General features: G+C 73.5%; 15 protein-coding genes. 8 read left to right on the forward strand and 7 right to left on the reverse strand.

Annotated features, from left to right (window positions below):
- Positions 1–48: 48 nt before the first annotated feature.
- Complete coding sequence (locus ACLJQE_RS12705; protein WP_410639385.1) at positions 49–1,077, forward strand: C40 family peptidase; 1,029 nt, start codon at positions 49–51, stop codon at positions 1,075–1,077.
- Here the strand turns inward: ACLJQE_RS12705 and ACLJQE_RS12710 are convergent.
- Genes ACLJQE_RS12710 through ACLJQE_RS12720 form a run of 3 tightly spaced genes read right to left on the reverse strand, consistent with a single transcriptional unit; the run spans position 1,050 to position 3,477 of the window.
- On the reverse strand, positions 1,050–1,727 hold the full coding sequence (locus tag ACLJQE_RS12710) for a DNA alkylation repair protein (RefSeq protein WP_410639386.1): 678 nt from the start codon (positions 1,725–1,727) through the stop codon (positions 1,050–1,052). The genes ACLJQE_RS12705 and ACLJQE_RS12710 overlap by 28 nt on opposite strands.
- On the reverse strand, positions 1,724–2,374 hold the full coding sequence (locus tag ACLJQE_RS12715) for a response regulator (protein ID WP_410639387.1): 651 nt from the start codon (positions 2,372–2,374) through the stop codon (positions 1,724–1,726). The genes ACLJQE_RS12710 and ACLJQE_RS12715 overlap by 4 nt, the downstream gene beginning before the upstream one ends.
- Complete coding sequence (locus tag ACLJQE_RS12720; RefSeq protein ID WP_410639388.1) at positions 2,371–3,477, reverse strand: sensor histidine kinase; 1,107 nt, start codon at positions 3,475–3,477, stop codon at positions 2,371–2,373. Before ACLJQE_RS12720 ends, ACLJQE_RS12715 begins: the two co-directional genes overlap by 4 nt.
- Before the next feature lie 192 nt (positions 3,478–3,669).
- Here ACLJQE_RS12720 and ACLJQE_RS12725 point away from each other — a divergent pair, with 192 nt between their 5' ends.
- The 3 genes from ACLJQE_RS12725 to ACLJQE_RS12735 are packed head-to-tail and all read left to right on the forward strand — an operon-like array spanning position 3,670 to position 4,807.
- Positions 3,670–4,005 (forward strand): DUF6223 family protein, encoded by a 336-nt coding sequence (locus tag ACLJQE_RS12725; RefSeq protein ID WP_410639389.1) that lies wholly within the window; start codon positions 3,670–3,672, stop codon positions 4,003–4,005.
- Positions 4,006–4,014: 9 nt separating this feature from the next.
- Positions 4,015–4,353: a VOC family protein gene (locus tag ACLJQE_RS12730; RefSeq protein WP_410639390.1), complete on the forward strand. Its 339-nt coding sequence runs from the start codon at positions 4,015–4,017 to the stop codon at positions 4,351–4,353.
- Positions 4,354–4,408: 55 nt separating this feature from the next.
- Positions 4,409–4,807: a nuclear transport factor 2 family protein gene (locus ACLJQE_RS12735; RefSeq protein WP_410639391.1), complete on the forward strand. Its 399-nt coding sequence runs from the start codon at positions 4,409–4,411 to the stop codon at positions 4,805–4,807.
- On the opposite strand, the gene ACLJQE_RS12740 is transcribed toward ACLJQE_RS12735, so the two are convergent.
- The gene (locus ACLJQE_RS12740; RefSeq protein WP_410639392.1) at positions 4,765–5,814 is read right to left on the reverse strand and encodes an alkene reductase; all 1,050 of its coding nucleotides are present in this window, start codon (positions 5,812–5,814) and stop codon (positions 4,765–4,767) included. The genes ACLJQE_RS12735 and ACLJQE_RS12740 overlap by 43 nt on opposite strands.
- Positions 5,815–5,879: 65 nt before the next feature.
- Here ACLJQE_RS12740 and ACLJQE_RS12745 point away from each other — a divergent pair, with 65 nt between their 5' ends.
- From ACLJQE_RS12745 to ACLJQE_RS12755, 3 genes are all read left to right on the forward strand, one after another.
- Positions 5,880–6,734, forward strand: a complete 855-nt coding sequence (locus ACLJQE_RS12745; protein WP_410639393.1) for a sigma-70 family RNA polymerase sigma factor — start codon at positions 5,880–5,882, stop codon at positions 6,732–6,734.
- A gap of 114 nt (positions 6,735–6,848) precedes the next feature.
- The gene (locus ACLJQE_RS12750) at positions 6,849–7,667 is read left to right on the forward strand and encodes a class I SAM-dependent methyltransferase (RefSeq protein WP_410639394.1); all 819 of its coding nucleotides are present in this window, start codon (positions 6,849–6,851) and stop codon (positions 7,665–7,667) included.
- Between the two features lie 15 nt (positions 7,668–7,682).
- Positions 7,683–8,339: a TetR/AcrR family transcriptional regulator gene (locus ACLJQE_RS12755; RefSeq protein WP_410639395.1), complete on the forward strand. Its 657-nt coding sequence runs from the start codon at positions 7,683–7,685 to the stop codon at positions 8,337–8,339.
- Positions 8,340–8,397: 58 nt separating this feature from the next.
- Here ACLJQE_RS12755 and ACLJQE_RS12760 read toward each other — a convergent pair whose 3' ends face one another.
- Positions 8,398–8,781, reverse strand: a complete 384-nt coding sequence (locus tag ACLJQE_RS12760) for a nuclear transport factor 2 family protein (protein ID WP_410639396.1) — start codon at positions 8,779–8,781, stop codon at positions 8,398–8,400.
- 96 nt (positions 8,782–8,877) lie between these two features.
- Between ACLJQE_RS12760 and ACLJQE_RS12765 the strand changes: the two genes are divergently transcribed.
- A complete protein-coding gene (locus ACLJQE_RS12765) occupies positions 8,878–9,780 on the forward strand; it encodes a LysR family transcriptional regulator (RefSeq protein ID WP_410639397.1) in 903 nt (300 codons plus the stop codon).
- Here ACLJQE_RS12765 and ACLJQE_RS12770 read toward each other — a convergent pair.
- A complete protein-coding gene (locus ACLJQE_RS12770; protein WP_410639398.1) occupies positions 9,737–10,621 on the reverse strand; it encodes a transglutaminase domain-containing protein in 885 nt (294 codons plus the stop codon). The two genes, ACLJQE_RS12765 and ACLJQE_RS12770, sit on opposite strands and share 44 nt — an antisense overlap.
- 22 nt (positions 10,622–10,643) lie before the next feature.
- Positions 10,644–11,642 carry a GlxA family transcriptional regulator gene (locus tag ACLJQE_RS12775; RefSeq protein WP_410639399.1) on the reverse strand — a complete coding sequence of 333 codons (999 nt, stop codon included), beginning with the start codon at positions 11,640–11,642 and terminating at the stop codon, positions 10,644–10,646.

Raw genomic sequence — 11,642 nt, forward strand, 5'->3', positions numbered from 1 at the left:
AGCTCCTCACTCGTTCACCAAGAGGTGCGCTCTTCTAAGTTGGAACCTGTGACGACGAAGCCGACCTCCTGGGCCCGCGGCGCGGCGCTGCGCGCCCTGGTCGCGCTGCCGCTCGTCGCCGGGCTCGTCACGGCGGGCTGGCTGCTGGCCGACCGGTCGCCGGAACCCGCGCCCGCCCCGGCCGCCGTGCCGGTGGTGCGCGACGCGGTGGCGGGTCCGTCGGTTCTCGAAGTCAGCGCACCGGTCAAGGCGCAGGAGCCGGGTCAGGGCGCGTCCGGGCAGGGCGGCAAGAGCCCGTTGCAGCAGTGGGCCGAGCAGCTGGCCGGGCCCCTCGACATCCCCGCGGACGCGCTGATCGGCTACGCGAACGGCGAACTCGTGCTGCGCGCCGAGGACCCGTCGTGCCACCTCTCGTGGGTCACCCTGGCCGGCGTCGGCTCGGCGGCCTCGAACCACGGCCGCGGCGGCGGGAACCTGCTGGGTCTCTCGGCGGCGCAGGCCAAGAAGTACGGCTCGGACGCGGCGGTGGCGGCCGGGCGGGTGCTGTGCGCGGGCGGTACCGACCTGGGCGCCGGACCGGGCTGGTGGAAGGCGATCGCGGCGTACCACCCGGGCGGCGAGACGGAACTGTTCCGCCAGCGCGTGCTCGGCATGGCGCAGCTGTACGCGACGCTTTCGCTCGACCCGGCGGCGGCGGACTCCCCGCGGGTCCGCGCGACCCGCTTCGCGCTCGGCCAGCTCGGCCTCCCGTACGTCTGGGGCGGCAACGGCCCGGACGCGGGCGCGGCGGGCTTCGACTGCTCCGGCCTGACGAAGGCGTCGTACGACAGCGCGGGCGTGGCCCTGCCGCGGACGGCGGACAGCCAGTTCCGCGCACTGCCGCCGGTGCCGGCTTCGCAGGAGCCGCGTCTGGGCGACCTGGTGTTCTACGGCAACCCGGCCACCCGCATCCACCACGTCGGCCTGTACCTCGGCAACGGCCTGATGATCAACGCGCCGACCGAAGGCCAGGCGATCCAGATCCACACGTACCACTCGAAGGGCGACGACTACACGGGCGCGGGCCGCCCGGCCTGACGGCGCACCACCTCGGCGATCCACACGGGCGCGAACGGCGAGGTGCAGCCCGGCGGCGTCGGGTAGTCCTTGAGCACCTGCAGGCGCTCGCCGATGGCGACGGCCCGGGCCCGGTGCCCGGCGTGCCCGATCCCGATCTGCGCCAGGCAGCTGTTCATCGCCCACTGCAACCGGCCGGGGGCGGTCTTCAGCCCGGCTTCGATGACGTCGAGCAGGCCGTCGAGGTCGAGGCCCTCGGGCCGCTTGGCCACGCGTTCGGTGGTCAGCGCCCAGCCGGCGCTCGCCACCACCGGATCCGGGTCGGCCGACCAGGCCAGACGCAGCTCTTCGGCGTGCGGGCTCTTCTTCACCACGTAGTTCACGAGCCAGTCGAGCGCCTTGGGGGTGCGGGCCTCGCGCAGCATGGCGTCCAGCTCGGCGCGCTCGAACGCCTTCGGGCGGCAGATCAGGGTCGCCAGCAGGCGCGCGGCGGTGTCACCCGTCGCCCAGAGCCCGCGCGAGAGCTCCTGCTGCGTTTTCAGCCGCTTCGCCAGCGCGCGCAGCTTGCCGAGGTTCACCCCGTGGTCGTCGCCGTGGTTTTCGTTCACCGCGCGGATCCTGGGGTCTTCGAGCGCGGCCAGCTCGGCCAGCACCTCCGTCGTTTCCGTCACCGCGGCACCACCAGTCCCGACTCGTAGGCGAACACCACCAGCTGCGCGCGGTCGCGCGCGTGCAGCTTCATCATGGCCCGGTTGACGTGCGTCTTGGCGGTGAGCGGGCTGATCACCATCCGTCCGGCGATCTCCTCGTTGGACAGCCCCCGCGCGACGAGCGTGACGGCTTCGCGTTCCCGGTTCGTCAGTTCCGCCAATCCCGCGCCGGGGACGAGCGGCTGGGTCACGTACCGGTCGATCAGCTTGCGGGTGATCGACGGCGCCAGCAGGGCATCCCCCCGAGCCGCGACCCGCACCGCGTGCAGGAAGTCCTCCGGCTGGATGTCCTTGACGAGGAACCCGGCCGCGCCCGCGCGCAGTGCTTCGAAGACGTACTCGTCCAGGCCGTAGTTGGTCAGGATGACGACGTGCACCGCGGTCAGCGCCGGGTCCGCGGCAATGCGCCGGGTCGCCTCGATGCCGTCGACTCCGGGCATCTGGATGTCGACGAGCGCGATGTCCGGCAGGTGCTCCAGGGCCAGCCGCACCGCCGCGCCGCCGTCACCGGCTTCGGCGACGACCTCGATGTCGTCCTCGACGTCGAGGAGCGCGCGGAACCCGCTGCGGAGGAGTGGCTGGTCGTCGGCCAGCAGGACGCGGATCACGCCGGGACCACCGGAAGTTCGGCCTGGACGCTGAACCCGCCTTCGCGGCGGGGCGCGGCGTCGAGCCGGCCACCGAGGGCGGTGACGCGTTCCCGCATGCCCAGCAGGCCGACGCCGGGCTCCGGCGCGGTGTCCACTGTGGCCCGGCCGTCGTCGTCCACCCGGATGACCAGCGCGCCGGGCCGGTGGTCGATCCGGACGGACGCGGTCGCCGCGGCGGCGTGCCGGACGACGTTGGTCAGCGACTCCTGCACGATCCGGTAGGCGGTCCGGTCGACCGCGGCCGGCACCGCGTCGCACCGGCCCTCGACGGTCAGCTGCGCGTCGAGGCCGACGGCGCGGGCGCGGCGCACGAGGTCGGGGACGTCGCCGAGCCCGCGCGGCGGGTCCTTGTCGTCGTCGCGCAGCGCCTCCAGGGTCGCGCGCAGTTCCCGGGCCGCCTCGCGGCCGGCGTCCCGGATGGCCAGCAGCGCGTCGGGCACGTCTTCGCCGCGCTTGCGGGCCAGGTGGACGGCGACTTCGGCCTGCACCTTGATGACGGAGATCTGGTGGGTGAGCGAATCGTGCAGCTCCCGCGCGATGTGCAGCCGTTCCTCGTCCGCGCGCCGCCGCGCGGTTTCCTCGCGGGTGCGCTCGGCTTCGTCGGCCCGGCGCTCGGCCTGGCGCAACGCCTCCCCCGCCGCTCCGGCGGCGATCAGCCACGCCAGCTGGAGAACGTCCCGCGACTGCGTGAACGCCGCACCGGTGTCGTGCACGCCCGAAGCCAGGAGCGCGAGCGGGATCGCGGCCAGCATCAGCACCGACGCGCCGACCGCGGCGATCCGGTGTCCCGCCCGGACGGCGGCGTACACGGCGAAGAGGTAGGCGACGACGGGCACTTCGAACCCGGCGACCTGGTAGGCGAGCGCGCAGACCGCGGTCGCGGCCAGCACGGCGATCGGCGCCCGGCGGCGCGCGGCCAGCGCCAGCCCGCCTGCCGCCAGCGCCGCGTACCCCAGGACGTCGAGATCGGGGCTCCGGTGCGGGCCGGACAGCCCGGCGATCACCAGTGCCGCCGCCACTCCGACGGCGACCACTCCGTCCACGACGTGCGCACGCTTCACCCCTGAACCCTAACCGGCTGTTTGCGCGGCGAAGTCCCGCGCGGAGCGCATTTCCGGGCTACTGCGTCCGCGGTAGTCCCCCGGTTCCTGCGACACCCGCGGCAGGGCGGAGTGCCTGCCCGCGCACGACGACGGGCGCGGGGTCCGGCGGACATGCTTCCGGCGTCCGATCCGGAACCGAAGGAGCACCTGATGAACGTCCACGTCCTCGCCGCTGCCACTGCTGCCACTGCCTACGACCTGACGCCGGGACGGCTCTGGTCCCTGATCGCCGTCGTGTTCGGCGTGGCGGGGGTGGTCGCGGGCGTGCTGGCCCTGCGCCGCGGCCGGGGAGCCGTCGTGGCGCTGGCCGGCGGCCTGACCGCGGTGGTCATCGGCGGGTGGGTCGTGGCCGCCGCGAAGGGCGGGCCCGGCGCCGGCTACGGGATCGTCGGCGGCTACCTGGACCTGGTGATCGGCGCGGTCGCCCTCGTCCTCGGCGGGCTCTCGATGGCCCGCTCGCGCGGTTTTGTCGGTGGTCGCCGCTAGCGTCTGGGCATGTTCGAAATCGACTTCGCCGAGTTCCCGTCCACGTCCGCCGCGGCGTCCGGGCGGTTCTTCGAGCGCGCGTTCGGCTGGCCGGTGACACCGTACGGCGCGGACTACGCCGACGTCCGGGGCGACGGCCTCACCTTGGGCTTCCAATCGGACCCGGCCCAACAGGCCGGCGCACCCCTGCTCACGATCCGCACGGACGACCTGGCGGCGGCCCGCGAGGCGGTGGCGGCGGCGGGCGGCGTGGTGACGAGGGAACCATTCGCCTTCCCGGGCGGCCGCCGGTTCCACTTCCGCGAGCCCGGCGGGAGTGAGCTGGCGGTGTGGTGCCCGGAGGACTAGCGCGACGGCCGGTTTCCGCCGGTGCCACGCCCGCCGAAGCGCCATGGTGATCATCATGAGCGTCTCCGTCCTCGAAGGCATGTACGCCGCCGAAGCCGAGTACTTCGCCACCGGCGACTTCGCACCACTGAAGCCGTTCTTCGCCCCGGACTTCGTGCTGCACCAGGCCGAGGGCCTGCCGTACGGCGGTGTCTGGCGCGGCCACGACGGCCTGCGGCGGTTCTTCGCGGCGATGAGCCGCACGTGGGCCACCTTCGGCTTCGTGGACCAGACGTTCCTCGCCACGACGTCCCCGCTCGTCGTGCTGACGAACGTGCGTGCGCGTGCCCGCGCCACGGGCCGCGAGCTCGAGTTCCCGATCCTCCAGACGATCACCGTGGCCGGTGGGCGCATCACCGAAGTCCGCCCGTTCTACTGGGACAGCGCGGCCATCGCGGCCGCCTGCTCGACGTAACCGGCGGCCCCGCCGCCGTAGAACGTCGCGGGGTCGGCCGGCGCGAGCGGCAGGTCGAGCGCGAACCGCGTCACCAGGTCCGGATTGGCGACGAAGTGCCGGGCGTAGGACACCGCATCGGCGATGCCGGCCTCGATCACCGCGTTGCCCGTCTCGCGGTCGAAGCCGTTGTTGACGATCAGCGAGCCCCCGAACAGTTCCCGGTAGCGGGCGAAGGCGGCGAAGTCCGGTCCCGTGTCGGGTCCCCGGAGGTGCAGGTAGTCCGCGGCGAGGCCGGCGACCAGTTCGTCGTACTCGGCGCGCAGCCGATCGTCCACCGTGAACAGTCCGCCGGTCCACCACGGCGAAAGCCGGACGCCGACGCGTCCGTGGGCGGCGGCCGCCTCGACGACCTCGGCGAGCAACCGGCGGCGGGCGGCCGGGGAGCCGCCGTAGGCGTCGGTGCGGCGGTTGAGCCGCGGGTGCAGGAACTGCGCGAGCAGGTACACGCCGTTGGCCGCGATCTCGACGCCGTCGAAGCCGGCGCGGCGCGCGTTCTCCGCCGCCGTGCCGTAATCCGCGACCGTCGCCCGGATCTCGGCCATGCTCAGCTCGCGCGGCGTGCTCGTCGGGCACCGCCCCGACGCGGGATACACCGGCTCGTCCGGGTTCACCGCCGACGGCCCGGCCGGGCGGCCACCGAGGAAGCCCGGGTGCGAAACCGCGCCGGTGTGCCACAGCTGCAGCACGATCCGGCCGCCGAGCGCGTGGACGACGTCGGTGACCTGCCGCCACCCGGCCACCTGCGCTTCGGTGTACACCCCGGGAACGTTCGAGAAGCCGATCGCCTTTTCGCTCACCCAGGTGCCTTCGGCGACGATGAGCCCGGCGCCGGCACGCTGCGCGTAGTAGGCGGCCTGGAGGGCGCCGGGCACCCCGCCGGGCACGCGCGCCCGGGTCGTCGGCGCCACGACGACGCGGTTCGGCAGGCGCCATCCGTCCAGGTCGGCAGGGGTCAGCAAGCTCATCCGGTCACCTCCGGTCGCGGGAACACGTCGAGGAGGCGACGGTGGACACGGGCGAAAGGTGACCGATGGACGAGCTGGCGGCGGACTTCGAGGCCGAACGCGGCCGGCTGCGCGGGCTGGCCTACCGGATGCTCGGCTCGGCGGCCGAAGCGGACGATGCCGTGCAGGAAGCCTGGCTGCGGCTGAACCGGGTGGACTCCGTCGACAACCTGGCGGCCTGGCTGACGACGGTCGTTTCCCGCGTCTGCCTCGACGTCCTGCGTTCGCGGAAAGCCCGCCGCGAGGACCCTTCCGAGGTCTTCCCGGAGCCGATCGACGACACCGACCCGGCGGACGAAGCCGCGCTCGCCGACTCGGTGGGCCGCGCGCTGCTCGTCGTGCTGGACGCGCTCGGGCCCGCCGAACGGATCGCGTTCGTGCTGCACGACCTGTTCGCCGTGCCGTTCGACCGGATCGCCCCGGTGCTGGACCGCACGCCGGTGGCGGCCAAGAAGCTGGCGAGCCGCGCGCGGCAGCGGATCCGGGGCGCCTCCCCGCTGCCCCCGGCCGACCTGGCCCGGCACCGCCGGGTGGTCGACGCGTTCCTGGCCGCGGCCCGCGGCGGCGACCTCGCCGCGCTGCTGGACGTGCTGGCCCCGGACGTCGTCCGCCGCGCCGACGCGGCCGCATTGCCGACGGGAGTGGCGCTCGAGACCCGCGGGGCCCGTGCGGTGGCCGAGGAGACCCAGGTGTTCGGGAAACGGGCACGGTTCGCCGAAGCGGCCCTGGTCGACGGCGCGCTCGGCGTCGTCGTCGCGCCCCGCGGACGGCTGGTGCTCGCACTGGCGGTGACGGTCGACGGCGAGCGGGTGGCGGCGTATGAGGTGGTCGCCGACCCCGCCCGCCTCGCCGCGCTGCACGTCACGCTCCTCGGCGCTTGATCCGGTAGGGCAGCCCGAGCGCAGCATCTTCGCGCCGGCCTTGACAGTGGCCGATCGCGGCGGCACCATGAACATGTGTTCATGAACGCGTGTTCATAACGAAGGGGGATGGGGATGACCGGGATCGTCAACACCGCGCAGGCCGAGGCGTGGAACGGGTACGAGGGCGAGCACTGGGCAGCGCACGCCGATCGCTACGACGCCGTGAACAGCGGCTTCAACGGCTACCTGCTCGATCGGGTGGGCGCGGACGACCGCGTGCTCGACATCGGCTGCGGCAACGGCCAGCTGACCCGGCTCGCCGCGGCGCGGGCCCGGTCCGCGACCGGCGTCGACCTGTCCGGGCCGATGCTCGCGACCGCGCGGACGCGGGCGGCGGAGGTGCCGAACGTGACGTTCGAACAGGGTGACGTCCAGGTCCACCCGTTCGCCGAAGGCGGGTTCGACCTGGCGATCAGCCGGTTCGGGGTGATGTTCTTCGCCGACCCGGTGGCGGCGTTCGGCAACGTCCGGCGCGCGCTCGCCCCCGGCGGGCGGCTGGCGTTCCTCTGCATGACCGCGCTCGCCGGCACCGATCTCGGCCGGGTGTTCGGCGCGATGGCGGCTTACCTGCCGCAACCGACCGGGCCGGACGGCAGCGGACCGACGTCGTTCGCGGACCCGGACCGGAGCCGGGCGGTGCTGACCGAAGCCGGCTTCGAAGACGTGGCGTGCGCACGCGTCGAGGCCGACCAGGTCTGGGGCCGCGACATCCCCGACGCGGTGCGGTTCATCTCGGACTGGGGCCCGGTCCGCCACCACCTGGGCCTGGTCGACAGCGCGAGGGCGGCCAAAGCGACCGAAGCCCTCGAGGTGGCGCTCGCGCCGTTCGCGAGCCAGGACGCGGTCCGGCTGCGTGGCACGGCGTGGCTGGTCACGGGAAGGAGGCCGTAGCGGGGCGCCCGTACGATGGCGCTGATGTCACCGAGGAAAGCCGCCGCCCAGCGGGACGGGCAGTCACTGCACGACCTGCTGCTCGAGACCGCGCAGAAGATGATCGCCACGCACGGCACCACCGGGATGACCGTGCGCGAGATCGCGCGCATGGCGGGCGTCGCCGACGGCGTGCTCTACAACCACTTCTCCGACAAGGAGGAGCTGGTGGCCCGGGCCCTGCTGGAGCACGTGCGCACGACGGAAGCGGAGCTGGGCGAGCTGCCAGTGCCCGGCGAAGGCACCCTGACCGGGAACCTCCGCCGCCACGTGGAGTTCGGCCTGGCCCTGCACAAGGCACTCGTGCCGGCGTTCAGCGGGCTGGTCGCGCAGCCGAGGGTGCTGGAGCGGTTCGCGGAGATCAGCGAGCGGTCCGGCTACTGGCGCGAACGGCTGGTGGCCTACCTCGAAGCGGAACGAGCGCTGGGCCGCCTCCGCGTGGAGTCCGAAGTGGACGCAACGGCGGCCATGCTGGTCGGCTACTGCCACGCCTCGGTCCTGACGGCGGTCTTCCCCCACACGGCGCCCCTCGACCCACCCCCGGTGAACGCGGTGGTGAACGCCGCACTGCACGGCATCGCACCAACGGAGCCCGAACCGACGGACGAGCCCGGCGCGCCCACCAAGCCGTGACGGTCGAGCGGGCGCGGGCGGGTGCCCCGGGAGGCGCCGCCATCCCGGGACGACTCGCCTAGATCATCGGGTTGCCGCTCACCGTGGTCTCCGGGACCTCCTGCACCACGTCCCAGTGCTCGACGATCCGGCCGTCCCGCACCCGCATCACGTCCGCGATCGCGCTGCCACGCGAGCCGGGCGTCAGGCGCAGCAGGCTGTGCGTGCAGACGAGGTCGTCCTCGGCGATCACCCGGTGCACGTCCAGGCTGAGCTCCGGGAACCGGGCCACGAAACCGGCCAGGTAGCGGGCCGAGGCCTCCGCGCTCGCCGGGGCGTGGGGGTTGTGCTGGAGGTAGCCGTCGCCGACGTACTCGGCGAAGGCGTCGGCCGGGCGCTTCTCGGTGAAGGCCAGCCGGAGGAAGGCGAGGACCACCTTCTTGTTGTGCTGTGCTTCCGTCATCGGTGTCCGTCCTTTGTGGAGTTATCGACACCAAGCCCACCATGCGCGAAACAGAAAGGGAAAGACCTGTGGACTCTGCCGCGATACTCTCCCGGTATGGACGATGTCGAGGTCCGTGAGCTGCGGTACTTCCGCGCGGTCGCCGAAGAGCTGAACTTCTCCCGCGCCGCCGAGCGGCTCGGGATGGCGCAGCCACCGCTGTCGCGTGCGATCCGGCTGATGGAGCGGCGGCTCGGTGTGCAGCTCTTCGAACGCACCAGCCGGCACGTCTCGCTGACCCCGGCCGGCGCCGTCCTCTTCACCGAATCGGCGAAGGCGCTGGACGCCGTCACCGCGGCGGTGCGGCGCACGCGGCGGGCGGCGCAGCGGACGCCGGCGCTCGTCGTCACCGCGAAGCCGGGTGTCGCGACCGATCTGCTGCGGCGGATCGCCGATGCGCACCCGGATCCGGTCGACGTCCGGATCAGCGGGTTCGGCGAACAGGCGGAGATGCTGCGGGACGGCCGGGCCGACGTGGCCGTGCTCGGCTGCCAGGGCGGCACCCACCACGGTCTGGACGTCGAGGTGCTGTTCAGCGAGCCGCGGGTGGCCGCGCTGCCGTCCGGCCACGAGCTCGCCGGCCGGTCCGTGCTGACCTGCGCCGACTTCGCCGGGCAGCCGACGCCGTGCTGGCCGCTGTCCTCGGCCGCGGACCGGGCCTACTGGTCCGGGCAGGACGTGACCGGCGGGCCGGTGACGCCGGGGCCGATCGTGCACGACAGCGCCCAGCTGCTGGAGACGGTCGCGCTCGGGCAGGCGATCGCGCTGTTGCCGGCGTCGGTCGCCGACCTGAGCTCGCGGGACGACGTCGTCTACCGGCCGGTCGTCGACGCGACGCCGTACTCGCTGGCCCTCGTCTGGCCGGCCGGGGCGCGGGATCCGCGGATCGCGCGGTTCGTGCGGACCGCCGCCGAGGTCAGCGAAGCACTACCTCGACCGGGAGCTGTCCCGGCGGGGTGACCGTGTGGATCACCGGCGGCACCCGGACGTCGGCGGCTTCGAAGGCCACGCGCAGCTGCTCGACGTCCGCGTCGGCCATCAGCTCGGCCAGGTCGTCGGCGCGGGCGACGGTGGCCGGGGCGAGGGTAACCGTGTCGTCTAGTGCGCCCCAGGTGTCCCACTGGAGCATCTCGTGCTTGTTGAGCGCGGCGAGGTCGAGCACGAGGTTGTGCCACGCGTACGGGATGCCCCGCAGGAACGGCACCTCCAGGTCCGGCGAGACGACCAGCCGGGCCGGATCGAGCCGGCCCGAGCGGGCCGCGGTCCACGCGTCGGGGCCGGTCAGGAACCGGTCGCGGGGGACGTCGAGGAGGTCGAACTCCACGTCGTCCACCGGGTCGCGGAAGCCGGGTGACAGCTGGGGCTCGACCAGGCGCCAGCCGTCGCCGTCGCGGACCTCGGCGACGACGTGGTCGAGGTACCAGCCGGGCGTCAGGTAGCTCGCGAAGCCGACGCGGGCGCGAGCCGGCAGGCCGTGGTGGCGTGCCATCGAGACGAACAGGAGGGTGAAGTCGCGGCAGCAGCCGACGATCCGGTGCAGCGGCGGCCGCGGCGTGCCGGGTGGCGCCGGGTCGAGCTCGCGCAGGCGGGCCCACATGTCCGTGGCGTACCGCAGGGTGATCTCGTCGTTGCGGGCGGCCGGGAATCCGTGTTCCGTGATCGGGCCCGCACCCCAGTAGTGGAACACCAGCTGGGACGCCGCTTCGCGCAGGGCGGCGAGGTCGCCCGGGGTGGTGTCGAGCCAGTCCGCGTGCGGGCCCGGGTCGGTGAAGCGGCTTTGGCTGACGTAGAAGTCGTCCATGCCTGCCGACGCTAATGGAATTTTAGCCGGCCTGAACAGCCAGCTCTCCGCGGAACGTCGACCGGTACGCGCTCGGCGACACCCCCAGCGCCGCTTGGAAGTGCTGCCGCAGCGAGGCCGCCGTGCCGAAGCCGGCTTCGGTGGCGACGCGGTCGACCGGCAGATCTGTCTCCTCGAGGAGCTGGCGGGCGCGCTCGATCCGTTGCTGGGTCAGCCACTGCAACGCCGAAATGCCGACCTCTTCGCGGAAGCGGCGGGTGAACGTCCGCGTGCTCATCGCCTCGCGGGCGGCGAGCTCGCGCAGGGTCAGCGGCCGGTGCAGGTTCTCCAGCGCCCACGCCCGGGCCGCCTTGGTCGACGACGTGCGGGGCTCGGGCACCGGCCGCCGGACGAACTGGGCCTGGCCGCCTTCGCGGTGCGGGGACACGACCGTGCCGCGGGCGACTTCGTTGGCCACCGCCGCGCCGTGGTCGCGGCGGATCATGTGCAGGACCAGGTCGATCCCGGCGGCCACGCCCGCCGACGTCAGCACGTCGCCGTCGTCGGTGTAGAGGACGCACGGGTCGACGTCGACCTCCGGGAACCGGTCCTGCAGCTCCTCCGCGGAGCGCCAGTGGGTGGTGGCGCGGCGGCCGTCGAGCAGGCCGGCCGCGGCGAGCACGAACGCGCCGGTGCAGATCGACGCGATGCGCGCGTCCGGCGGAATGCGGTCGAGAGCGGCTTTGAGCGGCGGGGTCAGCACGCGCGCCATCGGCTCGTACTCGACCAGGGACGCCGGGACGATCACCGTGTCGGCCTCGGCCAGCACCTCGGGGCCGCGGTCGACCGGGAAGGCGACGTCCGCGTCGGTGCGCACCAGCCCCGGCTCGAGCGTGCAGGTGACGACCTCGTACAGCGGCTCGCCTGCCGCCGAGCGGGCCTGGCCGAACAGGCGGTGGACGATGCCGAGTTCCATCACCAGCATGCCGTGGCGGACCAGGACGGCAACGTGGTGGCGGTCCGGGTGCAAGAATTCGGCCAT

This window comes from Amycolatopsis sp. lyj-346 (assembly GCF_046548975.1).
Classification (GTDB): Bacteria; Actinomycetota; Actinomycetes; order Mycobacteriales; family Pseudonocardiaceae; genus Amycolatopsis.

Excerpts from the sequence above, each read along its gene's own strand:
- ACLJQE_RS12725 (WP_410639389.1), top strand. The coding sequence starts at position 3,670 with ATGAACGTCCACGTCCTCGCCGCTGCCACTGCTGCCACTGCCTACGAC.
- ACLJQE_RS12730 (WP_410639390.1), top strand. The coding sequence starts at position 4,015 with ATGTTCGAAATCGACTTCGCCGAGTTCCCGTCCACGTCCGCCGCGGCG.
- ACLJQE_RS12735 (WP_410639391.1), top strand. The coding sequence starts at position 4,409 with ATGAGCGTCTCCGTCCTCGAAGGCATGTACGCCGCCGAAGCCGAGTAC.
- ACLJQE_RS12740 (WP_410639392.1), bottom strand. The coding sequence starts at position 5,814 with ATGAGCTTGCTGACCCCTGCCGACCTGGACGGATGGCGCCTGCCGAAC.
- ACLJQE_RS12745 (WP_410639393.1), top strand. The coding sequence starts at position 5,880 with ATGGACGAGCTGGCGGCGGACTTCGAGGCCGAACGCGGCCGGCTGCGC.
- ACLJQE_RS12750 (WP_410639394.1), top strand. The coding sequence starts at position 6,849 with ATGACCGGGATCGTCAACACCGCGCAGGCCGAGGCGTGGAACGGGTAC.
- ACLJQE_RS12755 (WP_410639395.1), top strand. The coding sequence starts at position 7,683 with ATGGCGCTGATGTCACCGAGGAAAGCCGCCGCCCAGCGGGACGGGCAG.
- ACLJQE_RS12760 (WP_410639396.1), bottom strand. The coding sequence starts at position 8,781 with ATGACGGAAGCACAGCACAACAAGAAGGTGGTCCTCGCCTTCCTCCGG.
- ACLJQE_RS12765 (WP_410639397.1), top strand. The coding sequence starts at position 8,878 with ATGGACGATGTCGAGGTCCGTGAGCTGCGGTACTTCCGCGCGGTCGCC.
- ACLJQE_RS12770 (WP_410639398.1), bottom strand. The coding sequence starts at position 10,621 with ATGGACGACTTCTACGTCAGCCAAAGCCGCTTCACCGACCCGGGCCCG.
- ACLJQE_RS12775 (WP_410639399.1), bottom strand. The coding sequence starts at position 11,642 with ATGGCCGAATTCTTGCACCCGGACCGCCACCACGTTGCCGTCCTGGTC.